Origin of the sequence: Janthinobacterium sp. P210005 (genome assembly GCF_036231865.1) — a bacterium.
In the GTDB taxonomy this organism is placed as follows: Bacteria; Pseudomonadota; Gammaproteobacteria; order Burkholderiales; family Burkholderiaceae_D; genus Janthinobacterium; species Janthinobacterium kumbetense.
This window is the reverse complement of the sequence record NZ_JAZARC010000003.1, coordinates 335,956-362,226: the sequence shown is the minus strand read 5'-3', so window position 1 is coordinate 362,226 and position 26,271 is coordinate 335,956. Positions and strand designations below refer to the sequence as shown.

Below are 26,271 nucleotides of genomic sequence, written 5' to 3'. Positions count from 1 at the left end.
AATAATGAATAGTAAATCGACTTCCCCATTGCTGCCTGCCGCCCATCCACCGGCATGGCTGGGCGTGATGGGCGGCGGCCAGCTCGGCCGCATGTTTGCCCAGGCCGCCCAGAGCATGGGCTACCAGGTTGCAGTTCTTGAACCTGTGCTGGAGCCAGCCGCTACTTGCCCTGCGGGGCAGGTGGCGCAGCGCCTGATCCATGCCGCATATGATGATGTCGCCGGCCTCGACGCCCTGGCGGCGCAATGCCTGGCCGTCACCACCGAGTTCGAGAACGTGCCGGCCGACAGCCTGTCGCGCCTGGCCGAACGGGTATTCGTGGCGCCGGATGCGCACGGCGTGTCGGTGGCGCAAGATCGCATCGCGGAAAAACGTTTCTTTGTCGACTGCGCCGCCAAGTCCGGCGTGCTGCCGGCGCCGCATAGGGTCATCGCCACGCAGGACGATATCGACGCCATCGGCGACGACTTGCTGCCGGGCATCTTGAAAACCGTGCGCATGGGCTATGACGGCAAGGGCCAGTTCCGCGTGCGCACGCGCGACGACGTGCGCGCCGCCTTTGCGGAAATGGGCGAGGTAACTTGCCTGTTGGAAAAAATGTTGCCGCTGGCGTATGAAGTGTCCGTGCTGACGGCGCGCGGCGTGGATGGCGAATCGGTCGTGTATCCGATCGCTGAAAACGTGCACCGCGACGGCGTCCTGTTTACCACTACCGTGCCGGGCCCGAACGTGTCGGACGACTGCGCCGCCAGGGCGCAGCGGGCGGCGCAAGCCATGGTCGCTGAACTCGGTTATGTCGGCGTGCTGTGCATCGAATTTTTCGTGCTGGACGATGGCAGCCTGGTGGTCAATGAAATGGCGCCCCGTCCCCACAACAGCGGCCACTACACGATGGATGCCTGCGTCACCAGCCAGTTCGCGCAGCAGGTGCGGGCCATGGCGCGTCTGCCGCTGGGCGACGTGCGCCAGCATTCGCCGGCCGTGATGCTCAACATTCTGGGCGACGCCTGGTTTGCCGACGACAGCGATGTTGCCTGCGAACCGGCGTGGGACCAGATGCTGGCGCTGCCGGGCGCGTGCCTGCACCTGTATGGCAAGGACGACCCGCGCCGTGGCCGCAAGATGGGCCACCTGACTTTCATCGCTGCCACCTTGCAAGAGGCGCAGCAGCGCCTGCGCGACGCTTGCCTGATTCTGGGAATCGCGCCGTGAGCGTACTTGCACACGATCTGGCGGCGGCCGCTGCCGTGCTGGAAGGGGGCGGCCTCGTCGCTTTCCCGACGGAAACGGTGTATGGCCTGGGCGCCGATGCGGAAAACCCGGCCGCCGTGGCGCGCATCTACGAAGCCAAGGGCCGGCCTTCGGACCATCCCGTGATCGTGCACGTGGCGCCTGGCGCCGACTTGGCGCACTGGTCCGACGATATTCCGCCCGAAGCGCAGCAACTGGTGGCTGCCTTCTGGCCCGGTCCGCTGACCCTGATCGTCAAGCGCGCCGCGCATATTCCCGACGCCGTGTCCGGCGGCCAGGATACGGTGGGCTTGCGCTGCCCGTCGCACCCGGTGGCTATCGCATTGCTACGCACCTTCAAGGGCGGCAAGGGCGGCCTGGCGGCGCCGTCGGCAAACAAATTCGGCAATGTCAGCCCCACCACGGCGCAGCACGTGCGCGATGAATTCGCGGCGGAACTCGCCAGCGGCTTGCTGGGCCAAGTCCTCGACGGCGGACAGAGCGATGTCGGCATCGAATCGACCATCGTCGATTTGTCGCGCCTGGCCACGCATGGTCCCGTGTTGTTGCGTCCCGGCCATATCAGCAGCGAGCAGATCGCCGCCGTCATTGGCCGCGCACCGGTCGTGGCGGACGCGGCCGCGCCGCGTGCCTCGGGCACCCTGGAATCGCATTACGCACCGCACACGCCTGTTGCGATGCAGCACAGCGACGACGTGCGCGCCACCTTGAACCGCCTGCTCAATGACGGGCGCCGCGTGGCCCTGATCCACTACTCGGATCTGCCGCCGGCCAGCGCCAGCGTGCGCCTGGCAGCGACCCCGGAAAATTACGCACATGCGCTGTATGCCTCGCTGCGCACGATGGACCAGGTCGGCGCCGAGCTGATACTCGTCGAAGCACCGCCCACCGGCCCCGCGTGGCTGGGCGTGAATGACCGTCTGCGGCGTGCCGCCTTCGGCTCAAGTGGTATCTTGCAGCAATTTCTGTCCGCATAATAAAAGCCCCGCAAGGGGCTTTTTCTTGATGCAGCGCAATAGAGATGCTTGCCACGAAACATCTTATATCCTCCATAATTCAGCGGATCGCCCGGTCGTGACGGGGCGCTGGCGGTGTTGTTATTTCGTTGATTTTTAAAACATATTTTCTATACAAGCCTGAGGAACGATGGCATATTAGTTGGGTAGCGAATAGCACGCCCGTTCGTTTAGAAACCAGAAAAAAGACCGAGGAGACAAAATGCATCAAACAAAATTCGCGCTGGCCGTGCTGGCTGCGGCTGTCCTGGCAGGTTGCGGCGGCGCCAGTGGCGGTGATCAAGCCTTGAAAGTCAAATACACGGCGCAGGTGTCGTTCGGCGACAGCCTGTCCGATGTCGGTTCGTATGCCGTCGCCGGCGTGGCGGTGAGCGGTGGCGGCAAATTCACCATCAATGGCGACAATACCAAGATCAATCCTGAACTGACGGGCAAGAACTGGACCGAGCACCTGGCCGCGCAATTCGGCTTGCCGGCGCCATGCGCCGCCGAAACGGGCCTGGAAGGCAGCATTCCCTCCCTGCAGGCTCCGCGCGTCAAGCATGCGGGCTGCTTCGGCTACGCCATGGGCGGTTCGCGCGTCACCAACCCGGTCGGCCCGAACAACAAGTTGGCGGGCGGTGCGCTGGGCGCCCTGACCGTGCCCGTGGTGACGCAGATTGCGAACCACCTGGCCGTTTCCGGCGGCAAGTTCAGCGGTACGGAAGCCGTCTTCGTGATGGCGGGCGGTAACGACGTGCTGTTCCTGCTGGGCGACTTGCAAGCGAAGGCCACTGCTGCTGGCCAGACGGCTGGCGCGGCTGCCGGTGCCGCTGCTGGCGCGAAAGCCTTTGCCTCCAATCTGGTTGCTGCCCTGGCAGCGCGCGCCGCCAACCCTGCCACGGCAGCGCAAGCCATCGGCGCGGCCGTGGCGGCCGCCGCTGCGGCGCCTGGCGCCACGTCAGCATCGATCGTGGGCGCTGCCGTGACCGCTGCCGCCACCGCCGGCGATACGGCGGTCGCTTCGCCAGCCGTGTATAGCCCGCTGGTGACCAAGGCGCAAGCCGATGCGACGGTCACCGGCAACGCCGCCGGTGCCGCTGCCGGCGCCAAGGCTGGTGCCGATTACGCCGCGGCGAATGGTCCTGCACTGGTTGGTGCCATGAAACAGGCTGGCACCGAGCTGGTGGCGCTGGTCAAGGATCAGATCATTGCCAAGGGCGCCAACTATGTGGTGGTCAACAACCTGCCTGACGTGGCTGGTACACCATCGGGCCTGAGCAAGGATGCCAATACCAAGGCGCTCATCAATGCCATGGTCAGCGCCTTCAACGGAGAGCTGAGCGGGGGCTTGAACGGCAACGCGAAAGTCTTGCTGGTCGACGTGTTTGCCGTCAGCCATGACCAGGGCGTCAATCCTGGCCCGTATGGCTTGACCAATGTCAGCGAGACGGCGTGCGACCTGACGCCAGCGAAGAATTTCCTGGGCAGCTCGCTCGTGTGCAATGGCACGAACCTGAAAGCGGGCGACGTCAGCCACTACTCGTATGCCGACGATGTGCACCCTACGCCGTTCAACAACCTGTTGCTGGCCCGTTATGTGGCCAAGGACATGGTCGTGCGGGGCTGGCTGTAAGGGAGGGCCGCGCCAGCTGCATCCCCGCGATGTGGCTGGCGCTGGCAGCGACAAGACTGGATAGCGGGGCTATCCGCACATAATGAATCAGGAGACAAGATGAAGAATCGTTTGAATACCGCTGTACGCGTGCTGGCCGCGGCCGCCGCGATGGCCATGGCGACGGGCGCTTCGGCGCAAAGCGCAGGCACCTGGATGGCCAAGGCTGGCCTCAACAAGATCACGCCGCACGTGGAAAGTGGCGACATTTCCGCGCCAGCATTGCCGGGCACGAAAGCCGACGTCAAGTCGGATACCAAGCCCATCCTGACCTTTGCCTACATGATCACGGACAATGTTTCCGCTGAAATGATTTTGGGCGTGCCGTACAAGCATGACCTGATCGGCGCCGGTTCCATCAAGGGCACGGGCAAGCTGGGGACGGCGGAAGCCTTGCCGCCGACGGCCTTCATCCAGTACCGTTTCTTCCAGCCCAATGCGATGATCCGCCCATACGTGGGCGCGGGCTTGACGTATGCCTATTTCCAGAAGGAAAAAGGCTCGGGCCAGATGACGGCCTTGCTGGATCCGGGTGGAAAACCCGTGACTTACCGCATGGACAACAAGCTGACAGGCAGCCTGGTGGTCGGCAGCACCCTGGCCTTCAACGAGCGCTGGTTTGCCGATGTGGCCGTGGTCAAGACTTACCTGAAAACCAAGGCGAAATTCTCCACGGGGCAGACGCAGGACATCAAGCTCGACCCGGTCGCCGTGAGTATCAGCATCGGGTATAACTTTACCCTGTAAAACAAAAAATCCGCCTCGGCGGATTTTTTTTTGTCCCGCTCAGGCTGGCGGTGTATTGAACTTACCATTGTGGAAGATCAAGGGCGGCTGCGCGGCAAACGCGCATTGTTCCACTTCGCCCACGAAAATGACGTGGTCGCCTTCCGGATAGCGGCTGCGGTTGTGGCATTCGAACCAGGCCGATGCGCCTTTCAGGATGGGCTGGCCCGTGCGCGACAGTTCGTATTCGACGTCGTCGAAGGGATTCGGCGTGCGGCGTGAAAAGCGCGTGGCCAGTTCCGCCTGGTCGGCGCCCAGCACATTGATGACGTAATGCGAGTTGCCGCTGAAAATGGGCATGCTGTTCGCCACGGAACCGAGGCTCCACAGCACCAGGGGCGGCGACAGCGAGACGGAATTGAAGGAACTGGCCGTCAAGCCGCGGAAACTGCCGTCGGCCAGGCGCGTCGTAATGACCGTCACGCCGGTGGCAAACTGCGACAGTGCCTGGCGGAAATGTGTCGTATCGAATTCTTGCGCGGGCGCGCGGGGAGAGCGTGTGTTCATGGGTGACCTGTCTATTTGCTGACATTATGCCAAAAATCGGCCATGCCAGCGCAATCGTGGCCGGCATGCCCGTATGTGCGGTGTCCCACGCGCCGTTTCAAGCGACGCTGCAAGCGATGGCGCTTTGCGTTACAGTGGTGAAATGATAAGTCGCAGCAGCGTTGCGGGAGGACATCATGAATCAACAGACGGAAGTGGCGGTATTCGGCGGTGGCTGTTTCTGGTGCCTCGCCGCCGTGTATGGGGAAGTGCGCGGCGTGACGCGCGTCGAGTCCGGCTACACGGGCGGCAGCGTGCCCCATCCCAGCTACGAACAGGTGTGCACGGGCGAGACGGGCCACGCGGAAGTGGTGCGCCTGGAATTCGACCCTGCCATCATCGCTTACCACGACTTGCTGGAAATCTTTTTTACGCTGCACGACCCCACCACCCTGAATCGCCAGGGAAATGATGTCGGTACGCAATTTCGCTCCGTCATCTGTTACCAGTCGGCCGCGCAGGAAAGCGTGGCGCGCAAGGTGCTCGCCGAAATGGCCGGCGTGTGGGATGCGCCCATCGTCACGCAGCTGGCGCCGGCCGCCACTTTTTATCCGGCCGAGGATTACCACCAGAATTATGTCGAGCAGCATCCCTTGCAGGGCTATTGCGCCCTCGTCGTCGCGCCCAAGGTGGAGAAATTCCGCGCCATGTATGCGGGCCGCCTGAAGTAAGACGGCCCCGCGCGCCTGTCAGGGCGCGAGCACGGGCGCCGGCCTTGTTTCCTGCGTATTCTCCTGCGCATACATGTAGTTGCGCGACCAGGGCAGGGTGGACGAGCGCCGGCCCGCCTTCACGCAGACGATCTGGTACAAGCTGATCAGGTCTTGCTCGAAGGCATAGGCGCAGCCGGCCAGGTAGACGTGCCAGATGCGGAAGCGCCGTTCGCCCGCCAGCGGACGGATCTGCTCGGCATGGGCTTCGAAATTCTCCGTCCACAGGGCGCAGGTGCGCGCATAGTGGCGGCGCAGGTTTTCCACGTCCAGCACTTCCAGTCCCCCCTGCTGCATGGTTTTCAAGACATTGCCGATGTGCGCCAGCTCGCCGTGCGGAAATACATATTTTTCGATGAATTCCCCGCCGCCATACGGCGTTTCGCCATTGTCCGGGTCGGTCGAGGTGATGCCGTGGTTCATCGCCATGCCATCGGGCGCCAGCAGCTTGTGGATGATGGAAAAGTAGTCGGGCAAGTGTTTCAGGCCCACGTGCTCGAACATGCCCACGCTGGTGATGCGGTCGAACTGGCCCGTGACGTCGCGGTAATCTTGCAGGCGGATATCGATCAAATGGGCCAGGCCGGCCGCCGCCACGCGCTCGCGCGCCAGCGCGTACTGGTTTTCCGACAGGGTCACGCCCACGCAGCGGGCGCCATATTGCTGCGCGGCACGAATCACGAGCGCGCCCCAGCCGCAGCCGATGTCGAGCAGGGTCTGGCCCGGCTGCAGCTGGATTTTCTTCAGGATATGGTCGATCTTCTTGACTTGCGCCTGCGCCAGGGTTTCATCGCCATGCTCGAAATACGCGCAGGAATACACGAGGGCGGGGTCGAGAAATTGTTCATAGAACGCGTTCGACACGTCGTAGTGGTAGCGGATGGCTTCGGCATCCTTGCTCTTGTCGTGCGTAAAGCTGCGCACGATGCGGGCCAGCTTGCCTTCCGGCTTCAAGGTCGTGCGCGCCAGGGCATTGCAGATGGAAATCATGTCCATCGCCGTGCCCTTGACCTCGATATTGCCTTCCACATAGGCCGAGCCCAGGTTGGCCAGCGACGGGTTCAGCAGGTAGCGGGCCGAGGCGACGGTCGGCAGGCGGATGGTGACTCTGGGCGCTTCGCTGGACAGGTCGACATGCTGGCCATTCCACAATTCTATGCGCAGCGGCAAGGCGGTCTTGCTGCGGATGCTGGCGATCCAGGACTTGAGTTGGTTTTGTACAAACAAAATGGCCTCCAATGAAGCGGCCGCCATGGCAGCCGCAAATTGAGAAACAATGTCATTTAGTAACTTCTACCCTCATAGCCTACACCTATATTGACCAGCTTGCTTTGCGCCGCCTTGCTTATCCTGTTCAGGGTTGCAGGCGCTGCATGCTCCATTGCCCGTCAGCATCGCGGGTAAACACGATGCGGTCGTGGAAGCGCGAGCGGCGTCCCTGCCAGAATTCGATGCGTTCCGGCTGCAAACGGTAGCCGCCCCAGTGGGCGGGGCGCGGCGGCTGCGCATCGCCGACGGCGGCGGCCACGGCCTCGTAATGGCTTTCCAGCTCGGCGCGGCTGGCGATCGGTGTACTTTGCTGCGAGGCAATCGCTGACAGCCGGCTTTGCAGGGGGCGCACATTGAAATACTCGTCGCTCTCGGCCGCCGTGGTCTTCACCACCGTGCCCTCGATGCGCACTTGCCGCTCCAGCTCGCGCCAGAAGAACAGCAAGGCCGCGTGCGGGTTGTGTTCCAGCTGCTGGCCCTTGTCGCTGTTGTAATTCGTGTACCAGGTGAAACCCCGTTCATCGAACTGCTTGATCAGCACGATGCGCGAGCTGGGCTTGCCGTCGGGACTGACGGTGGACAAGCTCATGGCGTTCGGCTCGCTGACCTGGGACTTGAGCGCTTCGTCGAACCACTTTTCAAATTGCGCAATCGGGTCGCGCTGCACGTCTTCCTCGGATAACAGTCTTTGCACATAATCGATGCGCATGGCGGCCAGGGTGGCTGCATCGTGCACGGGCACGGTGGCCGCTGCCGGGGCGGCGGTCTCTTCCGGCGCGATGCCGCGACGGTGCTGCATGGCCGTGCCCAGCTGCTCCATCTGTTGCGCGCTGAACAGGCGCTTGGCCATGGGCGCCAGCTGGCCTTCTTCCTTGGCCATGTGGGCCTGGTAAGCGGCAACATAATCGCGCACGCCGTCGGCGGACAGCTGTGTGCCCGTGCCGACAGCGATGGCGTCCAGTTCCGGGCGCAGGGTCAGCCAGGCCTGATCCATGCGCTGGTGGTCGGCGAGGATTTCCGGCACCAGCGTGGTCAGCAGGGCTGCATCGTCGCCCGTGGCCGTGGCCTGCAGCATGGGCATCAAGTCCTGCTCTTCATCGTCATGGTGCAGATGGGCCGCTTTATTGAAATATTGCAACACCGCCTTGGCCGCCTGCTGCGCGTCCGCCGTGTTGCCGTGTTGCGCCAGATGGCCCAGCAGGTTTTGCAGGGTCGTCAGCTGCTTGCGGATCTTGTCGTGGCAATGCTTGAGCACGGCGATGGGCTGGTCAAAGCCGGGAACGGAGTCGAACAGGGGAGAGGTCATGGCGAGTTCTCGTGGTGAGCGGTGTGGGGGCGCGGCGACAATTGCTCTTGTCGCTGTGTCAATTCGGCTATTTTAGAATATCCGCCAGCGCAGTGTCCGTTAAAATGGCGCCATGCATACCTCCACCAATGAACTAATTTCCATGGACTTGACCGAGATCGATTTTGAGCGGCGTTTTGGCGGCATTGCCCGCCTGTACGGCGCGCCCGCGCTGGCGCGCTTCCGCGCCGCGCATGTGTGTGTGATCGGCGTGGGCGGCGTCGGTTCCTGGATCGTCGAAGCGCTGGCGCGCAGCGCCGTCGGCCGCCTGACCCTGATCGACCTGGATAATGTGGCCGAATCGAACATCAACCGCCAGATCCAGGCCATGAGCGACACCATCGGCAAGGCCAAGATCACGGCCCTGGCCGAACGCATCGAATTGATCAACCCGTTTTGCCAGGTCACGCAGATCGAGGATTTCATTACCCCCGATAATCTGGAGCAATTGCTGGGCGGACGCGATTTCGACTACCTGGTCGACGCCATCGACAATGCCAAGGCGAAAGCGGCCGTGATTGCATATTGTCGCGCGCGCAACATTCCCATGCTGACCATCGGCAGCGCGGGCGGGCAGACGGACCCGACATTGATCGCCGTGCGCGACTTGTCGAAGACGGAACAGGAACCGCTGCTCAAGCGCGTGCGCAAATTGTTGCGCACGGAATATGGTTTCCCCCGTGGCGTGAAAAACAAATTCAATGTCGACGCCGTGTTTTCCATGGAGCCGCTGAGCACGCCCGAGAGCGCGGAAGCGTGCGCCATTGACGGCAGCGCGCCCGCCGGCGTGACGGGACTCAATTGCGCCGGCTTCGGTTCCAGCGTGGTGGTGACGGCCAGCTTCGGCATGGTGGCGGCCGCCCATGCGCTGAAAAGCTTGCGCCAGGACAAAGTTGCCGCAGTGCCAGCGCCAATGCCAGTGCCGGACGCCGCCTGAGTCTCGCTGCTTAGATCAGCTTCCTGCTGGCCAGGATGCGGTAATCGCCGCTGCTTTTCAGCGATTCCACCAGCACCAGTTCGTCCGCCTGCCAGGCGATGGGCGCGAAATCCTCGATGGCCGGCTGCGGCGCCTGGCGCGCCAGGGTCACGTGCGGCGTAAAGCGGTCGTGCTCGAAGCGCGGCGCCAGCCCTTGTTCCGCCAGACGCTGCATGCAGGCCGCGCGCAAGTCGAGCAAGGCGGGCGAGGGCCGCGCCAGGGCGGCCCAGGCCAGCGCCAGCTGCGTAAAATGGCTGGCGTGATCGAACAGCAGGGGCATGGCCCGCGCCGGCATGTGTTCCAGAATACCCAGCAGGGCGGGCAGCTCGCTGGCAGGGCGCTGGCCCAGGAAAGCCAGGGTCAGGTGCAGCTTGTCCGCGCGCACGGGCTTGCCTTCCAGACGCGCCTGCCAGGCGGCCAGGGCCGCGCGCGTGGCCGCATCGGGCCATAGCGCGTAAAACAGGCGGGGGCAATGGGCATCGGGCGACAAGTTTTTCCTATCGTTGCGGCGGTTTGCTATTATTGGCGTTCCCTGCCGGTTCGCTGGCGCAGGGATCTCACCGAAACTCACTGAAAGAATACATCATGACGCGTAGCTCCGTTTTGTTTGCCCTGATCTGCTCCGTCGCCGCGTCGCTGGCGCAGGCACAGGCGCCAGCGCCTGTTCCCGCCTCCGCCGTCTCGCTGAGCCCCGGCCCTGTCGCCGATAAATTGATCTTGATCGACAACAAGGTCGGCACGGGCAAGGAAGCGTCCGCAGGCAACAACGTCACCGTGCACTACACGGGCTGGCTGTATCGTCCGCTGGCGAAAGATTCGCGCGGCAAGAAGTTCGACAGCTCCGTGGGCCGTGGCCCGTTTGACTTCCCGCTCGGCAAGGGCATGGTCATCAAGGGCTGGGACCAGGGCGTGGCCGGCATGAAAGTGGGCGGCAAGCGCACCCTGATCATTCCAGGCGAACTGGCCTACGGCCCGCGCGGCGCCGGCAATGGCGACATCCCGCCGAACTCGGCATTGATCTTCGATGTGGAATTGCTGGACGTGAAGTAATTGTTCAGTTTCGGCAGCGCACCACGTGCGCTGCCGTGAAAAAGCGGTAGACTGGATTCTTCTGTAATTGCTGTGGAGACTCCCATGAACATCGCCAACGACGTCACTGAACTGATCGGCAACACCCCCCTGGTGCGCATCAACCGCATCGCCGCCGGCAGTGTGGCCACCATCCTGGCCAAACTCGAATTCTACAATCCCGCGCACAGCGTCAAGGACCGCATCGGCCTGTCCATGATCGTTGCGGCCGAAGCCGCCGGCAAGATCCATGCCGACACCGTCATCGTCGAGCCCACCAGCGGCAACACGGGCATCGCGCTGGCCATGGTGTGCGCCGCGCGCGGCTACCGCTGCACCCTCGTCATGCCCGACACCATGAGCCGCGAACGGCGCATCCTGCTGCGCGCCTACGGCGCCGAGCTGGTGCTCACGCCCGGCAGCGAAGGCATGCTGGGCGCCATCCGCAAGGCCGAGGAACTGGTGGCGGCCGACCCGCGCTACCTGATGTTGCAGCAATTCAATAACCCCGCCAATCCCGCCATCCACCGCGCCACGACGGCCGAGGAAATCTGGCGCGATACGGATGGGCAAGTGGACATCGTCGTCGCCGGCGTGGGCACGGGCGGCACGATCACGGGCGTCGGCGAAGTGCTGAAGGAACGCAAGCCCGGCGTGCAAGTGATCGCCGTGGAACCGGAAGCGTCGCCGATGCTGTCGAAGGGGACCAAGGGACCGCACCCGATCCAGGGCATCGGCGCCGGCTTCGTGCCGCAGATTTTGAATACGGCCATCTACGACGAAATCATTTGCGTCAAGAATGACGACGCGTTCGCCACGGCGCGCCTGGCTGCCAGCGATGAAGGCTTGCTGGTCGGCATCTCTTCGGGCGCCGCCCTGTGGGCCGCCCTGCAAGTGGCGCGCCGTCCGGAAAACGCGGGCAAGACCATCGTCACCATCATCCCGTCGTTTGGCGAGCGCTACTTGAGCACGGCCTTGTACGCAGGCCTGGGCGACTGATTCAATAGCAGCGGCAGGTCTATCCCTTCCGCCAGCGCCCGGTTGCCCGCGTCGCCCGGGTGCAGGTGGTCGCCCGAGTCGTAGGCGGGCAGCAGGCGCAGCGGGTGCGCGGGGTCGCGCGCCCACGCATCGAAGTCGAGCACGGCGTCGAACGTGCCGCTGGCGCGTATCCACGCATTGAGTTGTTGCCGCAGCGTATCTTTATCAGGCTGATAATAGTCGCTCAGCGGCGTGCCGGGCAGGGCGCCTGCGAACGGCGTCAGGGTGGCGCCGACCACGCGCACGCCGCGGCTGCGGGCCTGGGCGACCAGCCGGGCGTAGCCGCTGCTCAGTTCCTCCAATGTCGGCCGTTGCTCCCGTGGCGCAAACGCCGTGCCGGGCCAGCTGATGTCATTGATCCCCAGCAAGACGACGACCGTGCGCACGCCCGGCTGCGCCAGCACGTCGCGCTCGAAGCGCGCCAGGGCATTGCTTCCCATGCCGTCGGACAACAGCCGCGCACCGGAAATGCCCGCATTGATCACCGCCACGCCCTGCGGCGCCAGGCGTTCGGCCAGGAAATCGGGCCAGCGCGCATCCATCCCCAGGCTGGCGCTGGCGCCATCGGTGATCGAATCTCCCAGGATGGCCACGGCTTGCGCGGCTGGCGCCGCTTCCACCTGGATGGCGCTGAGTAAAAGGCGCGCCGTGGTGGTGTGCACGCCGGCTTGTGCATCATCGATGCGCGCGGCCCGCGTCTGGTCATGCGGGGCGATCCAGGCCGTCTCGCGGCCATCCCAGTGAAACGTGGAAGTCGGGCTGGCTTGCGGCAGGTGGACGCTCACCGTCAGCCGGGCCAGGTCCGGCACGGGCAGGTCGACGGGGTCGCTGACGAGCGGCGCGCCCGGCGCCACGCTGGCCGAGGGCTGGCCGGAAAACGTGAGCGTGCGCAGGCTGCCCGCTTCGATGGCCGAACCGGAAGCGGCCAGGGCCACGGTGGCCGCGCCGATGCGCAGCGGCACCTTGCCATACGCATTCGACAGCACGATGCGCACGCGCGGGCCGCCCACGCTGAGGCGCGCTACCTGGCGCACGGTGTGCCCGTGCAGCACGGCGGGCACATTGCTGGGAAACAGGAAATCGGTGCTCCACACGGCTTGCGGGCTGGCCGTCCAGCTGGCCAGCCAGGTGGTGTCCGCATTGGCGGCCTGGACAGTGCTTGTGCCGAGTGCCAGGCTCAGCAGGGCGGCGGGGAGGATGGAAAATCGTTGCATGGCGGCTCGCTTCATCAAGGGGAATGTCCGCATGATGCGAGCAAAGCCATTTATGCACTAGACTATCTTATCGAAGAACATTTATGAGTTGAATTCACAATGGCCAGACTGGAAGTGAATCGTTCCGGCGAGCTGGAAGTGTTTGTGCGCGTGGTCGAGCTGGGCGGCTTTTCCGCCGCCGCGCGCGTTTGCGGCATGACGCCATCGGCCGTCAGCAAGCTCGTCTCGCGGCTGGAAGAGCGCCTGGGCGCGCGCCTGCTGAACCGCTCCACGCGCCAGCTGCAGCTGACGGCCGAGGGCTGCGGTCTGTACGAACGGGGCATGCAGGTGCTGGCGGCCCTGGACGAGGCCGAGCGCTGCGCCAGCGTGCAGGATGTGCCGCGCGGCAAAATACGCGTGAATGCGAACGTGCCGTTCGGCCAGCATTTTTTGCTGCCGCTGGCGCCGCTGTTCCTCGAACGCTATCCGCAGGTGACGCTCGACATCGTGCTCACGGATGCAGTGGTCGATATCCTCGAACAGCGCACGGACGTGGCCGTGCGGGCCGGTCCCCTGAAAAGTTCCAGCCTGCTGGCGCGCAAGCTGGGCCAGACGCGCATGGTCATCGTGGCATCGCCAGGCTACCTGGCGCGGCGCGGCACGCCGCTGCTGGCGGCCGACCTGGCGTCGCACAACCTGCTCGACGCCAATTACGCGCGCGCCCGCTCGGGCTGGCCGCTGCGCTTGCCCGAGGGGGACGTCGTCGTGCCGGTCACCGGCAATGCGCAGGCCAGCGATGGCGAAGCCTTGCGGCAACTGGCGCTGGCGGGACTGGGATTGGCGCGCCTGGCCGCCTTCCAGGTGCGCGGCGATATCGCGGCGGGCCGTTTGCAGGCCGTGCTGGAAGCGTTCAACCCGGGCGACAGCGAGGACGTGCATGCCGTCTTCGTGGGGCAAGGCGGGCATGTGCCGCTACGTGTGCGCGCTTTGCTCGATTTCCTGGCGGAGAACGTCGACCTGGACTGAGCGTGTCCAGGCGCATTAGGCTACAGGCGGACACGGCCGCGCAGTACAATATCGGACGGGCCGCAATGGTTCGGCCCGTATCGTGCCTTTGAATGGAAATATGTTCCTGGTAAAACCTGAACGCCGCCGCCTGCTGCAGGTGGGCGCAACCGTGGCTGTCATCGCGCTGGGCCTGGCCTCGCGCGCCTATCCCCAATTCCTTCCCGCTGCATTGGGCAAATATCCGGGCGACGCCTTGTGGGCCATGATGATCGTCTTTGCGCTGGGCATCATTGCCACGCGCATGCGCACGTGGCAACTGGCCTTGTGGTCTTTGCTGATCTGCTTTGCCGTGGAATTCGGCCAGCTTTACCAGGCGCCGTGGATCGTCGAGCTGCGCGCGCATCCGCTGGGACACCTGGCGCTGGGTTCCACCTTCGGCTGGGGTGATTTGATCGCCTACACGGCCGGCGTGGCCGTGGCGGCGATCATCGACAAGCTGGCGCTGTTCAAGCGCCGCTAGTCTTATTTCACGTTACCTTCAGCATCGCGCAGTTCCACGGGCGCCAGTTTGAGCTTGCTCAATTGCGGGGCGATCTTCGCTTTGTCGCCCACGCCGATGACGATCAGCTTTTCCGGCTGCAGGTATTTTTTCGCCACCTGCTGCACCTGCTTGTCCGTCACGCTGGCAAAGCGCTGCGGCAAGGTCGTGTAATAGTCGAGTCCCAGGCCGTAGATATACGCGTTCGCCATGCTGGCGCTGATGCTGGCGTTCGTGTCGAACTGGCCCGGCAGCGACAGCACCTGCGAGTTGCGCGCATTCGCCAATTCCTTGCTGCTCAGGGGCTTGGCGATCATGGCGCGCAATTCCTTGACGGTTTCCGATACGGCCGGGCCCGTCACATCGGTGCGCACACTGGCGGCAATCGAGAACGGTCCAGGCTGATTGCGGTACTGGAATTGCGAGCGCACGCCATATGTGTAGCCCTTTTCTTCGCGCAAGTTGGTGTTCAGGCGGCTGGTAAACAAGCCGCCCAGCGCCGCGTTCATCACTTGCAGCGGCGCATAATCGGGCGTGGCGCGCGGCACGGCGATGGCGGACAGGCGCACGGCCGTTTGCGGCGCGCCCGGCTTGTCGACCAAGATCAGTTTTGCCTTCGTCGTCTGCGGCGTTGCGGCCACGGACTGCGCCACGGTGCCTGCCTTCCAGCTGCCGAACTTCGCTTCGGCCAGCGCCTTCAATTCCGCTTCGCCGATATCGCCCGAGACAATCAGCGCCGCATTGTTCGGCAGGTAATGCTGCTGCCAGAACGCTTGCAGGTCGGCGCGGCTGGCCGCCTTCAGCGCCGCTTCCGTGCCCAGCTGGATGTAGCCGTACGGATGTTGCGGGCCATACAGGGCCGCCGCTTCCACGCGGGCCGCCACGGCACCCGCGTTTTCGCGCTGCTGCGCCAGCTGTCCGATGCGGCTGGCGCGCTGGCGCTCCACCTCTTCTTGCGGGAACTGCGGGTGCAGCACCACGTCGGCCAGCACGTCCAGCGCTTGCGGGAACGTGGCTTTGAGCGATGTCAACTGGGCAAACGAGGCATCCGTGCCGGAACCGGTGCTCAGCAGGGCGCCCAGCTGCGCCACATCGTCGGCGATCTGCGGCGCGCTGCGCGTGGCAGTGCCTTCCTGCAGCAATTGCGCCGTAAAGCTCGACAAGCCCGGCTGCGCCGGCGGATTGGCGCCCGAGCCGCTCTTGATCACCAGCTGGCTGGAAACGAGCGGCACGGCCGGATTGTAGTGGTGGATCACGGTCAGGCCGTTCGCCAGGGTGAACGATTTTCCTTGCGGTAGCACAATCTTCGGTGCGGGACCGGCCTTCGGCACGGCATTGCGCCATGGTTCGTCCGCATTGATGGCCATGCCTGGCGCAGGCTTGACCTTGCCCGGCGCCGGCGTCGGCACTTCCGCGCCCAGGTCCGGCTTGCCCGGCACGCCGTAGACGACGACGCGCGACTGCTTCTTCAGGTAGGTATCCACGGCGCGCTGCACGCCGGCCGCTGTCACCTGGCGGTAGCGCTCGATATCCTTGGCCAGGTAGCCGGGGTCGCCCAGGTACTGGTTGTATTCGTTGAGCAAGTTGGCCACGCCGCGCCCGCCCATTTTTTCCACCTGTCTCAGCATGGTGGTCTCGATGCTGTTGCGCGCCCGTTCCAGCTCCTTCTCGGTGGGGCCCTTGGCGCGCAATTGCTCCAGCTCCACCTGCAGCGCTTGCTCGATTTCCTCGGGCTGGTGGCCGGGGCGCGCCGTCGCGTCGATGGTGAAGATGGACGTCAGGGCGTTCGAGCCCTGGCTGGCGCCCACATCCTGGGCGATCTGCTTGTCGTACACGAGCGATTTGTACAGGCGGCTGGACTTGCCGCCGGCCAGGATGTGCGCGGCCATCGACAGTTCCGCGTCATCCTTGGTGTAGGCGGACGGCGTCAGCCAGGCCATGAAGACGCGCGGCAATTCGACCCGGTCCTGCACCACGATGCGGCGTTCCTGCGTGATGGGCGGCGTCACGACAGCGGGTTTCGGCACGGCCGGGCCGCTCTTGAAGCTGCCGAAGTATTTGTTGACCAGTTCCTTGGTCTTCGCCTTGTCGATATCGCCGGCGATCACCAGACTGGCATTGTTGGGGCCATAGTATTTGGTGAAGAAATCCTTGATGTCGGCCAGTTTCGCGTTCTGGATGTCCGCGTGCGAACCGATGACGCTGGCGTAATACGGATGGGTCTTGGGAAACAGCTGGTGGTACAGGGCTTCCTGCACGATGCCGTACGGCGCATTTTCCACGCTCTGGCGGCGCTCGTTGCGCACCACATCCTGCTGGTTCGTCAGCGCCGTCTGGTCGAGCACGTCCAGCAGGTAGCCCATGCGGTCGGAATGCGTCCACAGGGCCAGTTCCAGCTGGTTCGACGGCACCGTGTCGAAATAATTGGTGCGGTCGAAATCCGTGCTGCCGTTCGAATCGGTGGCGCCCGCGCCTTCCAGCAACTGGTCGGCCATGCCGCGCGGCACGTGCTTGGTGGCGGCAAACATCATGTGCTCGAACAAATGCGCAAAGCCCGTCAAGCCCGGCGCTTCATTGGCCGGTCCCACGTGGTACCAGATATTGACGGCCGTGACGGGCAATTTATGGTCTTCCACGAGAATGACGTCCAGGCCGTTCGGCAAGGTGTATTTTTCGTAGGCGATGTGCGGCACGGCCGTCGCGCCCATGGGGGCCGCCGCAGCCGCATCGGCGGCGTGGGTCAGGCTCAGGGGAGCGCCGTACAGCGACAGCAGCAGGGCGGGGAGGGCCAGCAATTTGATCGGTTTCATGCATGCTTCCAGGGATAGGTGGAGGAGACGCTGCGGCTCGCTCGTGGCTGGCGCAGCGCGACGGTGCTACGGTCGGTGCTACAGTTTATACAACAGGGCCGCGCCGCCCAGCACCAGCAGCGCGCTGGCGATGGAGACGATGGCCGCGGCGCCCAGCAAACGCCATTCGCGCGGCGTGAAGCCTGCGGCTGGCGTCGCCTTGTCGGCAAGGCTGGCCAGGGACGCCGGCGGCAGCTCAGGCAAGCCGCCCGCCGCGCGCGCCTGGGCCGCCAGCGCCTGCGTGGCGGCATCCAGCAGGGTCAGCTGGCGCTCGACGGTTTCCGCCAGCACGGCTTCGTTCAGCGCCACGAGGGCGAATATCGGGTCATCGACGTCGATCTTGATGCCCGTCTTGTCGAATACGTGGCTGCGCAGTTTGTGCTGGTCCATCTACCACTGCACCTTGTCGAGCTGTTCGAAGATGTCGCGGTAGACGACCTTGATGCGCTGCTTTTCCATGATGTTGAACTTGTCGTTCTGCAACACTTCCTGCATCGTCAGGCGCGCCGTGTTCATTTTCTTGACGTCCGCGCCAAAGGTGTCGGGATTGCGCTGGCTCAAGGTGATGCTGCCTTTGACGCGCGCGCGGTTGTCGCTGTACGACTGCGATTCGACGAATTGCTTGCCGGACGCCGATTGCAGCAGGCCGAAGTGTTCGTTTTGCCACAGCACCAGCGGCACGGTCGTCGCTTGCGCCGTGGCGACAAAACCCGTGGCCGTGTCGTGCAGGGTGTCGCCGCCGCCAACGATGGTGTGAATGTACACCTTGCGGCCCGATTCCTGCAGCAGTGAAAAACAATCGTTTTCCAGCAGGTAGCCCATCAGCGGCGAAAACGTGTTCGCGCCATTGTCGACCACGCAGTTGCCGTCTTCTTCGAGGATGTCGATCATCAGCGCGTCGAAGCGTTTCGGGTCGATGTTGCGCGCATCCGTCATCACGGGCACATGCTTGACGTTCATCGCCTTGTAGCGCGAGAACGTGGCGTTTTCCTGATCGGTGTCATAGCAGCGCAAAGGCGTGCCGTCCTTGCCGCCTATCCACTGGGCCAGCAGGGTCGAGACGAGGGTCTTGCCGATGCCGCCCTTGCCCTGCAGGATGAAATGTACCGTGTTTTGCATTGCGACTACTCCAAGTTGTTGCGTCAGTGACAATCAAAGATCCGTGACAGCGGCGCAGGCGCCCGGCCAGGCCACGACTGGCATTTTTACCACAATCCTTTGCAAATATGCCATGCGGAACAGCGAATCTGGTTATGATGTTAATCAGGATACCATTGATACAGAGCAAGTTTTGTGTGAAAAATCCACCCCAGAGTGTGAACGAGGACGCAGTGCCGATCTCCAGTCTCGATAAAGCCGACATTGACCGTCTGAATCAGCAAGCCCTGTCTTGCCTGGTCGGCAACCGCCGCCAGGCGCGCCGGCTGGCGCAGATGGCGCTGGCGGCGGCGCAACGGCAACAGTATGCGCGCGGCGGCGCGTATGCGGAACTCAATCATTGCTGGCTGGCGTATTACGCGGGCGAGGCCGAACCGTCGTGCGAACGCCTGGACGCGTATTTCCAGCACAGCGGCGACCTGGAAGGGGGCATGGAAGTGGCCGCCCTGCAGGGCGCGTATGCGAGCCGGCGCGGCGATTTTGCCGATGCCGAGCAGCATTTCCTGCAGGCGCGCAGCCAGGCCGCGCAGATACCCGACTCGCTGCACAAGTTCATGCTGTACGCGCGCCTGGGCGTCGATGCCCTGAACCGTGGCGATACGCAGGACGGTCCGCGCAATTTCCTGCTGGCACTGGACATCGCCGAGCGTTTCGGCAGCCCCGCGCACCGGGTCAACAGCCTGTCGAACCTGGCGTCGTCGCAGCATGACCTGGGCAACGATGAAGACGCCATTCCCCTGCTGGTCGAGGCGCTCGACATCATCGGTGCGCAAAAGCTCAAATACCAGCAAACCATCGTTTCGGCCAACCTGGCCATGTGTTTATTAGCCACGGGCAAGCCGGCCGAGGCGCTGGCGCTGGTAGAGCCGTTTTACGAGTGGCCGGAAGAAGACCTGGCCGTGCGCGCCTTTCTGTTCTGTATCGCCGCCCACGCCGCCATCCTGCTGCAACAGCCGGCCAGCGCCCTGCAATTGCTGTTGCGGGCGGAAGAATATGCGCGCCGCGGCCAGGACCTGGAAGAGCAGATGCATGCGTGGCTGGTGCGCGGCAAGCTGGATCTGCACGCGGGCCAGACGGCGCAGGCGCTGGCGTCGCTGACGCAGGCGCACAGCCTGCTGAGCTGGACGCGCAACCCGTTTCACCAGCAGCAGATTTTGCGCGGTTTGTCCGATATCAATGCCCAGCTGGGCGAATGGCAAGCCGCGTATGGTTTCCTGCAGCAATACCAGGCCGCGTACGAGGCCAGCAGCAAGTCGGCGCGCGCTTCGCGCAGCCTGATGCGCAACCTGGAAAAGGAAATGCACAGCCTGAAAGCGGAGCGCGACAAGGCGCTGGAGCTGCAGGCGGCGCGCGAGACGGAAAACGCCAAGCTCGAGCACCTGAACCGCGAACTGGCGCACCAGATCCTGCACGTCAATTCCCTGCAGGACAGCCTGAAGGAGCAGGCCATGCGCGACCACCTGACGGGCCTGTACAACCGCCGCCATTTTGAAACTTGCCTCAATGCCATCCTGCACGAAGCCGATGCGGATGCGCCCGTGGCCATCGCCATCATCGACCTGGATTTTTTCAAGCGCGTCAACGACACCTACGGGCATAACTTTGGCGATGAAGTGCTGATCCAGTTCGCGCGCCTGGTGGAAGGCCAGTTGCGCGGCAGCGACATGCTGTGCCGCTATGGCGGCGAGGAATTCTGCCTGCTGTTGCGCGAAGCCGACAGCCTCATCGCGGCGCACAAGATCGACGATATCGCCGCGCGCTACCGCCAGTTGCTGATCCAGCAGGCGCCGCACAGCTTGTCCGGCTGCACTTTTTCGGCCGGCATCGCCGAATATCCGCGCCACGGTGCCGGCCGCCACGAATTGCTGATGCGCGCCGACAGCGCCCTGTACGCGGCCAAGCAGGCGGGCCGCGACCGCGCCTGCATCGCCGATGCTACTGGATAAAACGCAGCAGTTCCCGCAGGGCGTGCGCCACGGCCTGCTCGCGCACGGCCTGGCGGTCGCCGGCGAAGACCCGGCGCTCTGTCTGCACGCGCCCGGCCATGGCCCAGCCGAAGCAGACGGTACCGACGGGCTTGCCCGGTACGCCGCCCGTGGGGCCGGCGATGCCCGTGGTCGAGACGGCCACCTGGGCTTCGCTGTGGCGCAGGGTGCCTTGCGCCATGGCGGCGGCCACTTCCTCGCTGACGGCGCCGTGTGCGGCGATCAGCGCGGCGGGCACGCCCAGCATGCCGGTCTTGGCCCCGTTGGAATAGGTGACGAAACCCCGTTCGAACCAGGCGCTCGAGCCGGAGATATCGGTGACGGCTTGCGCCACGCCGCCGCCCGTGCACGATTCGGCCGTGGCCAGCAGCAAGCCCTTTGCATGCAAGGCCAGGCCGAGCGCGGTGGAGAGGGGGACGAGTTCGTTGCTCATGGATGACTCCTGCAGGCGGTGAAAATGGTGGCAAGACTGTAGCATGGCCAACGGTAAAAGAAACTTTCCCCGGTCACAGCGAAAATGCGTACACTCTTTTATACATTTGTTACCACTTCGGGCCGGCAGGCGCTCTGTCGCTGCGCCACCCTGGTGCGCATCGCTCGAACAGGCCAGCGGCATGGTGCCGCGCCTTCGTATGCATTATCTTTACTCGGTTGTCATGGTAATTCTGAACTGGACCTGGTGGCGTCATCCTGGCCCCCTGCGCCACCCCGCGCGCGGCGCCGGCCGCCGCGCTCACCGCTGGGGCTGGCTATTGCTGCTGTTGGGCGTGCTGTGCGCCGAGACGCTGGCACAGGTGCCGGGGGAGCTGGAGCGCCAGGTCAAGGCCGCGTATCTGTACAAGTTTGCCGGCTTTGTCGAATGGCCCGACGGCAGCTTTGCCCGGCCCGACGCGCCGCTGGTGATCGGCGTGGCGGGCGCCGATGCGCTGGCCGAGCAGCTCGAGCAGAGCGTGGCCGGGCACAGCGTCAACGGCCGCGCCGTGCAGGTGAAAAAAGTGCGCCGCGGCGAAACGCTGGTTGGGCTGCACGTGCTGTACCTGGGCGCGCTGGAGAAGGCGGCGCTGCAGGAGATGCTGGCCGCCAGCCGTGGCCTGGCGTTGTTGACGGTGTCCGATTCGGATGAGGTCTACGCGATGGGCAGCATGATCAATTTTGTGATGGCCGAGGACAAGGTGCGCTTCGACGTGGCCCTGAAACCCGTGGCGCAGGCGCATATCCGCATCAGTGCGCGCATGCTGCTGGCCGCCTACCGCGTGCAGACGGGAGGCGCCTAGATGATACGACTGCGCTCCATCCGCCACAAGCTGATGTCGGTGGTCTTGCTGACCACCCTGGTGGCCCTCGTCATTTCGCTGGGCACCATCGTCGTCTACGACTTGCGCGCCTACCACCGCAACCTGGTGGCCGATATCAGTACCCAGGCCGAGCTGCTGGGGCACATGAGCTCGGCTGCGCTGGCCTTCGACGACGAACGCCTGGCGCTGGAAAACCTCAACCTGATGCGCATCCGCCCGCGCGTGACGGCCGGCGCCCTGTACAAGGCCGACGGCAGCCTGTTCGCCAGCTACCGCGCGAACCAGAATGTGGGCGAGCTGCCGGCGAAGGTGGGCAAGGAAGGCGAAAGCATCCAGGGCACCTCGGTGGAGCTGTTCAAGCCCATCGTCGACAATGGCGAACTGCTGGGCACCGTGTATTTGCGCGCCGATTACGAGCTGGCCGGCCGCACGGCCGATTACCTGGCCATCGCGCTGGGCGTGACGGTGCTGGCGCTGCTGGTGGCCTTGCTGCTGCTGCGCCGCCTCGATTTCGTCATCACGCAACCGATCCTCGATATCGCCGACGTGGCGCGCGAAGTGATCGAGACGGGCGACTATTCGCGCCGCGCGCGCAAGCTCAGCGTCGACGAAGTGGCGCAGCTGGTCGATTCCTTCAACAAGATGCTGGCCGAGATCGAGCTGCGCACGCAGGCGCTGGAGCGCTCGAACGGCGAGCTGGCGCGCGAAGGCGAGCAGCGCACCCAGGCGCAGCAGGAAGTCATGCGCCTGAACCAGGAGCTCGAAGTGCGCGTGCACGAGCGCACGGTGCAGCTGGAAATGACGAATGGCGAACTGGCCATGGCGATGGAAGAGGCGCGCAGCGCCAACTATGCCAAATCGGCGTTTTTGTCGTCGATGAGCCATGAATTGCGCACGCCGCTCAACGCCATCCTGGGCTTCGCGCAAATCCTCAGTTCCGACCGCCTGCCGTCGACCCTGGAGCAAAAGAAGGAGTTCGCCGGCCATATCCTGAAATCGGGGCGCCACCTGTTGACCTTGATCAATGAAATCCTCGACCTGGCGAAGGTGGAATCGGGTACGGTCAGCCTGTCGCTCGAACCGGTGGGCCTCGACGCCATCTTGCAGGAATGCCGCGACATGATCGCGCCGCTGGCCAGCCAGCGCGGCATCGGCATGGCTTTCCCCGACGCCTGCCCCCTGAACGTGCTGGCCGACCGTACGCGCCTCAAGCAGATCTTGTTGAACCTGCTGTCGAATGCGCTCAAGTACAACCGCGAGCAGGGCGAAGTGAGCATCGCTTGCGCGCCGCAGGCGGGCGGGCGCGTGCGCATCAGCGTGCGCGACACGGGCGTGGGCCTCGACGGCGAACAGGTGGCGCTGCTGTTCCAGCCTTTCAACCGGCTGGGACAGGAGGGCGGCACGGAAGAGGGCAGCGGCATCGGCCTGGTGGTCACCAAGCGCCTGGTGGAGCTGATGGATGGCAGCATCGGCGTGACCAGCGCGCCCGGCGAGGGCAGCACGTTCTGGATCGAGCTGCGCGTGGTCGATGCCTTGCCCGCGCCCGCCACCCTGGCCTTGCCGCGGCCGGACCTGGCCGGCGCGCTGCTCGAGCACAGCGCCCCCGTGACCTTGCTGTACGTGGAAGACAATCCCGCCAACCTGACCCTGGTCGAGGAAATCGTGCGCTATTGCCCGCAATTGCAGCTGCTGACGGCCACGGATGGCCGCCTGGGCGTGGAAATGGCGCGCACGCACCTGCCGCAGCTGATCTTGATGGATATCAACCTGCCGCACGTGAACGGCACGGACGCGCTGAAACTGCTGCGCGCCGATCCCCGCACGGCGCACATTCCCGTCATCGCCCTGACGGCCAACGCCATGCCGGGCGACGTGGAGCGCAGCCTGGCGCTGGGCTTTTACCGCTATCTGACCAAGCCGATCAACCTCGATGAATTTACCGAGGCGATCAACAGCACCCTGGCTTACGTGGCGCAGCAGCGCCGGCAGAAGGGAACAGGCGCGCCATGATCAGCCAGGCCGATATCTACGCGGCGAAAATTCTCATCGTCGACGACCAGGAAGTCAATCTGCGCCTGCTCGAGCATTTGCTGCAGAGCGGCGGCTACACGGCCGTCACCAGCACCCTCGACGCGCGCGCCGTGGCCGGCCTGCACCAGCGCCAGCAGTTCGACCTGATCATCCTCGACCTGGCGATGCCCGGCATGAGCGGCTACGAGGTGATGGATGCCTTGCGCCCGCTGGAACTGGAAGGTTATCTGCCCGTGCTGGTGATCGCCGCCGACCCGGACGCCAAGCTGGCGGCGCTGGAAGCGGGGGCGCGCGACTTCATCAGCAAGCCGTTCGACGCGCTCGAGGTGCTCACGCGCATCCGCAACATGCTCGAAGTGCGGCTGCTGCACCGCGCCGCGCGCCACTACAACACCTTGCTCGAACGCACGGTGGGCCAGCGCACGGCCGAACTGCAGCGCTTTCGCGGCGCCATGGACGCCACCACCGACGCCATCTTCCTCGTCGACGTGCTGGGCATGACCCTGGTCGACGTCAACGATGGCGCGTGCCGCCTGCTCGGCTATGCGCGCGCCGAACTGCTGGCGCTGGCGCCCGGCACCTTGCTGCCGTCGCCGCCGGCCCCGCCGCTGGCCGGGCTGCCGGGCGGCCCGGCGCACCTGGCCACGGAAGTGACGGAATGCGAACTGGTGCGGCGCGACCTGAGCCTGGTGCCCGTGGAACTGGGCTGGCACTGGTATGCGCAGGCGCCCGTGGCGGGCGGGCAGGGCGCGGGCGGCCTGCTGCTGATCGCCGTGGCGCGCGACATCAGCGAACGGCGCCAGGCGCAGGAGCGCCTGAAGCACCTGGCCCATTACGATGGCTTGACGGGGCTGCCGAACCGCAGCCTGTTTTACCAGACCCTGGCCCAGGCCGTCGAACTGGCGCAGGAAAAAAGCTGGCGCATCGTGGTGCTGTTCATCGCGCTCGACCGCTTCAAAAGCATCAACGACACCCTGGGCGCGGCGCTGGGCGACGAACTGCTGCGCCAGTTCAGCAACCGCCTGGTCGAATGCGTGCGCCTGCGCGACACGGTGGGACGCCTGGGCAATGACGAATTCGCGCTCATATTGACCATGAGCCGTAACCAGCAGGAAGCCGTGGCCGTGGCGAACCAGGTGCGCGAAGCCTTGCGCGCGCCATTCGACTTGCGCGGCCATGCGGCCACCCTGACGGCCAGCATCGGCATCGCCATGTATCCGGACGACGCCACCGACCCGGAAACCCTGATCAAATACGCGAATACGGCCATGGGCGGCGCCAAGCAGGCGGGCCGCGACGGCTACCGCTTTTTCACGGCCGGCATGAACGTGCAGGTGCTGGCGCGGCTGGACCTGGAACTGGCGCTGCGCCATGCGCTCGAACACGAGCAGTTCATCCTGTACTACCAGCCCAAGGTGGATTTGCGCACGGGCCGCATCAGCGGCGTGGAAGCGCTGCTGCGCTGGCGCCGTCCCGGCTACGGCCTGGTGGCGCCGGCCGAATTCGTGCCGGTGCTGGAAGACACGGGGCTGATCGTGCGCGTGGGCGCCTGGGTGATCCAGGCCGCCTGCCGCCAGATCGCCGAGTGGCGCGACAGCGAGGTGGGGCCCGTGCACGTGGCCGTGAACGTGTCGAGCCGCCAGTTTGCCGAAGGCGATCTGGAAGGCGAAGTAACGCGGGCGCTGGCGCTGCACGGCGTGGCGCCGGAATTGCTGGAGCTGGAATTGACGGAAACGGCGCTGATGTCGAACGCCGAGCGCACCATCGTCGTGCTGGGCAAACTGAAGAAAATCGGCGTGAAGGTGGCCATCGACGATTTCGGCACCGGTTACTCGAGCCTGGCGTATCTGCAGCGCTTCCCCATCGACAAGCTGAAGATCGACATCGCCTTCGTGCGCAACATCACCAGCAACCCGAACGACGCGGCCATCGCGCTGGCCATCGTCAGCATGGCGCACAGCCTGAAACTGAGCGTGGTGGCCGAGGGCGTGGAATCGCGCCCGCAGCTGGAATACCTGCGGCGCAACCGCTGCGACGAAATCCAGGGCTTCTATTTCAGCCGCGCCCTGCCGGCGCTGGAACTGGGGCAGATGATCGTGGCCGGCGCCGGCCTGCCGCCCGGCCACGACCCGGCCGCGCAGCCGGCGCAAACCCTGCTCATCGTCGACGACGACGTCAACGTGCTGTCATCGCTGCACCGCCTGTTCCGTCCCGAGGGCTATCACATCCTCACGGCCAGCACGCCGGCCGAAGGTTTCGAGATGCTGGCCCTGCACCGCGTGCACGTCATCGTCTGCGACCAGCGCATGCCCAGCATGAGCGGCACGGAATTCCTCAGTAAGGTCAAGGAACTGTACCCGGAAACCATCCGCATCATCCTGTCCGGTTACACGGGCCTGGAAGCCGTGCTCGATTCGATCAACCGCGGCGCCATCTACCGTTTTTATACGAAGCCGTGGGACGACACCCAGCTGCGCGACAACATCCGCCTGGCCTTCCAGCACTACTGGATGGTGAACCAGCCGGGGCTGGCGCGGGTGGCGGTGCGGTAGAA

At 64.6% G+C, this 26,271-nt stretch carries 23 protein-coding genes; 14 read left to right on the top strand and 9 right to left on the bottom strand.

The annotated features are described in order from the left end of the window. The first annotated feature begins 4 nt into the window (after window positions 1-4). From VPH40_RS15340 to VPH40_RS15325, 4 genes are all read left to right on the top strand, one after another. Window positions 5-1,213, top strand: coding sequence for a 5-(carboxyamino)imidazole ribonucleotide synthase (locus tag VPH40_RS15340; protein ID WP_328573884.1), 1,209 nt, complete (start codon window positions 5-7; stop codon window positions 1,211-1,213). Continuing rightward, window positions 1,210-2,229 carry an L-threonylcarbamoyladenylate synthase gene (locus VPH40_RS15335; protein ID WP_328573883.1) on the top strand — a complete coding sequence of 340 codons (1,020 nt, stop codon included), beginning with the start codon at window positions 1,210-1,212 and terminating at the stop codon, window positions 2,227-2,229. Before VPH40_RS15340 ends, VPH40_RS15335 begins: the two co-directional genes overlap by 4 nt. Window positions 2,230-2,470: 241 nt before the next feature. After that, window positions 2,471-3,883, top strand: a complete 1,413-nt coding sequence (locus VPH40_RS15330) for an SGNH/GDSL hydrolase family protein (RefSeq protein ID WP_289917567.1) — start codon at window positions 2,471-2,473, stop codon at window positions 3,881-3,883. Between the two features lie 99 nt (window positions 3,884-3,982). After that, window positions 3,983-4,669 carry an OmpW/AlkL family protein gene (locus tag VPH40_RS15325; protein ID WP_180278678.1) on the top strand — a complete coding sequence of 229 codons (687 nt, stop codon included), beginning with the start codon at window positions 3,983-3,985 and terminating at the stop codon, window positions 4,667-4,669. A 39-nt stretch (window positions 4,670-4,708) separates the two neighbouring features. Here VPH40_RS15325 and VPH40_RS15320 read toward each other — a convergent pair whose 3' ends face one another. Further along, window positions 4,709-5,215 carry a flavin reductase family protein gene (locus tag VPH40_RS15320; protein WP_077408668.1) on the bottom strand — a complete coding sequence of 169 codons (507 nt, stop codon included), beginning with the start codon at window positions 5,213-5,215 and terminating at the stop codon, window positions 4,709-4,711. 176 nt (window positions 5,216-5,391) lie between these two features. Here VPH40_RS15320 and msrA point away from each other — a divergent pair, with 176 nt between their 5' ends. Continuing rightward, the gene (gene msrA, locus VPH40_RS15315) at window positions 5,392-5,925 is read left to right on the top strand and encodes a peptide-methionine (S)-S-oxide reductase MsrA (protein WP_328573882.1); all 534 of its coding nucleotides are present in this window, start codon (window positions 5,392-5,394) and stop codon (window positions 5,923-5,925) included. A gap of 18 nt (window positions 5,926-5,943) precedes the next feature. Here the strand turns inward: msrA and VPH40_RS15310 are convergent, their stop codons facing one another. Both VPH40_RS15310 and pdxH read right to left on the bottom strand, forming a co-directional pair. Continuing rightward, a complete protein-coding gene (locus VPH40_RS15310) occupies window positions 5,944-7,191 on the bottom strand; it encodes an SAM-dependent methyltransferase (RefSeq protein WP_099668346.1) in 1,248 nt (415 codons plus the stop codon). Window positions 7,192-7,318: 127 nt separating this feature from the next. Then, a complete protein-coding gene (gene pdxH, locus VPH40_RS15305) occupies window positions 7,319-8,539 on the bottom strand; it encodes a pyridoxamine 5'-phosphate oxidase (protein ID WP_328573881.1) in 1,221 nt (406 codons plus the stop codon). 112 nt (window positions 8,540-8,651) lie between these two features. Here pdxH and VPH40_RS15300 point away from each other — a divergent pair, with 112 nt between their 5' ends. Then, window positions 8,652-9,515: a tRNA threonylcarbamoyladenosine dehydratase gene (locus tag VPH40_RS15300; protein ID WP_257218844.1), complete on the top strand. Its 864-nt coding sequence runs from the start codon at window positions 8,652-8,654 to the stop codon at window positions 9,513-9,515. Between the two features lie 10 nt (window positions 9,516-9,525). On the opposite strand, the gene thpR is transcribed toward VPH40_RS15300, so the two are convergent. Beyond that, window positions 9,526-10,044 (bottom strand): RNA 2',3'-cyclic phosphodiesterase, encoded by a 519-nt coding sequence (gene thpR, locus VPH40_RS15295; protein ID WP_180278679.1) that lies wholly within the window; start codon window positions 10,042-10,044, stop codon window positions 9,526-9,528. A 95-nt stretch (window positions 10,045-10,139) separates the two neighbouring features. Between thpR and VPH40_RS15290 the strand changes: the two genes are divergently transcribed. Together VPH40_RS15290 and cysK are read left to right on the top strand one after the other, a co-directional pair. After that, on the top strand, window positions 10,140-10,604 hold the full coding sequence (locus tag VPH40_RS15290) for an FKBP-type peptidyl-prolyl cis-trans isomerase (RefSeq protein ID WP_077408663.1): 465 nt from the start codon (window positions 10,140-10,142) through the stop codon (window positions 10,602-10,604). 84 nt (window positions 10,605-10,688) lie between these two features. Beyond that, window positions 10,689-11,621 carry a cysteine synthase A gene (gene cysK, locus VPH40_RS15285; protein WP_328573880.1) on the top strand — a complete coding sequence of 311 codons (933 nt, stop codon included), beginning with the start codon at window positions 10,689-10,691 and terminating at the stop codon, window positions 11,619-11,621. On the opposite strand, the gene VPH40_RS15280 is transcribed toward cysK, so the two are convergent. Continuing rightward, window positions 11,582-12,874: an SGNH/GDSL hydrolase family protein gene (locus tag VPH40_RS15280; RefSeq protein WP_328573879.1), complete on the bottom strand. Its 1,293-nt coding sequence runs from the start codon at window positions 12,872-12,874 to the stop codon at window positions 11,582-11,584. The two genes, cysK and VPH40_RS15280, sit on opposite strands and share 40 nt — an antisense overlap. A 99-nt stretch (window positions 12,875-12,973) precedes the next feature. Between VPH40_RS15280 and VPH40_RS15275 the strand changes: the two genes are divergently transcribed. Further along, the gene (locus tag VPH40_RS15275) at window positions 12,974-13,879 is read left to right on the top strand and encodes a LysR family transcriptional regulator (protein ID WP_328573878.1); all 906 of its coding nucleotides are present in this window, start codon (window positions 12,974-12,976) and stop codon (window positions 13,877-13,879) included. Window positions 13,880-13,979: 100 nt separating this feature from the next. Beyond that, window positions 13,980-14,381, top strand: a complete 402-nt coding sequence (locus VPH40_RS15270; protein ID WP_099666378.1) for a ribosomal maturation YjgA family protein — start codon at window positions 13,980-13,982, stop codon at window positions 14,379-14,381. 2 nt (window positions 14,382-14,383) lie between these two features. Here the strand turns inward: VPH40_RS15270 and VPH40_RS15265 are convergent, their stop codons facing one another. From VPH40_RS15265 to VPH40_RS15255, 3 genes are all read right to left on the bottom strand, one after another. Then, entirely contained in the window at window positions 14,384-17,209 is a 2,826-nt protein-coding gene (locus VPH40_RS15265) for a M16 family metallopeptidase (RefSeq protein WP_328573877.1), read from the bottom strand. A 78-nt stretch (window positions 17,210-17,287) separates the two neighbouring features. Continuing rightward, window positions 17,288-17,638, bottom strand: a complete 351-nt coding sequence (locus VPH40_RS15260) for a hypothetical protein (RefSeq protein ID WP_305054121.1) — start codon at window positions 17,636-17,638, stop codon at window positions 17,288-17,290. Beyond that, window positions 17,639-18,367 (bottom strand): hypothetical protein, encoded by a 729-nt coding sequence (locus VPH40_RS15255; RefSeq protein WP_077408658.1) that lies wholly within the window; start codon window positions 18,365-18,367, stop codon window positions 17,639-17,641. 212 nt (window positions 18,368-18,579) lie between these two features. Between VPH40_RS15255 and VPH40_RS15250 the strand changes: the two genes are divergently transcribed. Beyond that, the gene (locus tag VPH40_RS15250) at window positions 18,580-20,352 is read left to right on the top strand and encodes a GGDEF domain-containing protein (RefSeq protein ID WP_251350145.1); all 1,773 of its coding nucleotides are present in this window, start codon (window positions 18,580-18,582) and stop codon (window positions 20,350-20,352) included. On the opposite strand, the gene VPH40_RS15245 is transcribed toward VPH40_RS15250, so the two are convergent. Then, window positions 20,342-20,824: a CinA family protein gene (locus VPH40_RS15245; protein ID WP_328573876.1), complete on the bottom strand. Its 483-nt coding sequence runs from the start codon at window positions 20,822-20,824 to the stop codon at window positions 20,342-20,344. The genes VPH40_RS15250 and VPH40_RS15245 overlap by 11 nt on opposite strands. Window positions 20,825-21,047: 223 nt before the next feature. Here VPH40_RS15245 and VPH40_RS15240 point away from each other — a divergent pair, with 223 nt between their 5' ends. Genes VPH40_RS15240 through VPH40_RS15230 form a run of 3 tightly spaced genes read left to right on the top strand, consistent with a single transcriptional unit; the run spans window position 21,048 to window position 26,269 of the window. Next, a complete protein-coding gene (locus VPH40_RS15240; protein WP_328573875.1) occupies window positions 21,048-21,665 on the top strand; it encodes a YfiR family protein in 618 nt (205 codons plus the stop codon). Next, a complete protein-coding gene (locus tag VPH40_RS15235; protein ID WP_099666382.1) occupies window positions 21,666-23,696 on the top strand; it encodes an ATP-binding protein in 2,031 nt (676 codons plus the stop codon). Next, window positions 23,693-26,269: an EAL domain-containing protein gene (locus tag VPH40_RS15230; protein WP_328573874.1), complete on the top strand. Its 2,577-nt coding sequence runs from the start codon at window positions 23,693-23,695 to the stop codon at window positions 26,267-26,269. The genes VPH40_RS15235 and VPH40_RS15230 overlap by 4 nt, the downstream gene beginning before the upstream one ends. The last annotated feature ends 2 nt before the right edge of the window (window positions 26,270-26,271 follow it).

What these genes read in the sequence shown, in the direction of transcription:
- VPH40_RS15255 (WP_077408658.1), bottom strand. Translation starts at nt 18,367, where the DNA reads ATGCAAAACACGGTACATTTCATCCTGCAGGGCAAGGGCGGCATCGGC.
- VPH40_RS15270 (WP_099666378.1), top strand. Translation starts at nt 13,980, where the DNA reads ATGTTCCTGGTAAAACCTGAACGCCGCCGCCTGCTGCAGGTGGGCGCA.
- VPH40_RS15280 (WP_328573879.1), bottom strand. Translation starts at nt 12,874, where the DNA reads ATGCAACGATTTTCCATCCTCCCCGCCGCCCTGCTGAGCCTGGCACTC.
- VPH40_RS15290 (WP_077408663.1), top strand. Translation starts at nt 10,140, where the DNA reads ATGACGCGTAGCTCCGTTTTGTTTGCCCTGATCTGCTCCGTCGCCGCG.
- VPH40_RS15260 (WP_305054121.1), bottom strand. Translation starts at nt 17,638, where the DNA reads ATGGACCAGCACAAACTGCGCAGCCACGTATTCGACAAGACGGGCATC.
- msrA (WP_328573882.1), top strand. Translation starts at nt 5,392, where the DNA reads ATGAATCAACAGACGGAAGTGGCGGTATTCGGCGGTGGCTGTTTCTGG.
- VPH40_RS15245 (WP_328573876.1), bottom strand. Translation starts at nt 20,824, where the DNA reads ATGAGCAACGAACTCGTCCCCCTCTCCACCGCGCTCGGCCTGGCCTTG.
- VPH40_RS15340 (WP_328573884.1), top strand. Translation starts at nt 5, where the DNA reads ATGAATAGTAAATCGACTTCCCCATTGCTGCCTGCCGCCCATCCACCG.
- VPH40_RS15275 (WP_328573878.1), top strand. Translation starts at nt 12,974, where the DNA reads ATGGCCAGACTGGAAGTGAATCGTTCCGGCGAGCTGGAAGTGTTTGTG.
- VPH40_RS15230 (WP_328573874.1), top strand. Translation starts at nt 23,693, where the DNA reads ATGATCAGCCAGGCCGATATCTACGCGGCGAAAATTCTCATCGTCGAC.
- VPH40_RS15325 (WP_180278678.1), top strand. Translation starts at nt 3,983, where the DNA reads ATGAAGAATCGTTTGAATACCGCTGTACGCGTGCTGGCCGCGGCCGCC.
- VPH40_RS15320 (WP_077408668.1), bottom strand. Translation starts at nt 5,215, where the DNA reads ATGAACACACGCTCTCCCCGCGCGCCCGCGCAAGAATTCGATACGACA.
- pdxH (WP_328573881.1), bottom strand. Translation starts at nt 8,539, where the DNA reads ATGACCTCTCCCCTGTTCGACTCCGTTCCCGGCTTTGACCAGCCCATC.
- VPH40_RS15300 (WP_257218844.1), top strand. Translation starts at nt 8,652, where the DNA reads ATGCATACCTCCACCAATGAACTAATTTCCATGGACTTGACCGAGATC.
- VPH40_RS15240 (WP_328573875.1), top strand. Translation starts at nt 21,048, where the DNA reads ATGGTAATTCTGAACTGGACCTGGTGGCGTCATCCTGGCCCCCTGCGC.
- VPH40_RS15235 (WP_099666382.1), top strand. Translation starts at nt 21,666, where the DNA reads ATGATACGACTGCGCTCCATCCGCCACAAGCTGATGTCGGTGGTCTTG.
- VPH40_RS15330 (WP_289917567.1), top strand. Translation starts at nt 2,471, where the DNA reads ATGCATCAAACAAAATTCGCGCTGGCCGTGCTGGCTGCGGCTGTCCTG.
- VPH40_RS15265 (WP_328573877.1), bottom strand. Translation starts at nt 17,209, where the DNA reads ATGAAACCGATCAAATTGCTGGCCCTCCCCGCCCTGCTGCTGTCGCTG.
- cysK (WP_328573880.1), top strand. Translation starts at nt 10,689, where the DNA reads ATGAACATCGCCAACGACGTCACTGAACTGATCGGCAACACCCCCCTG.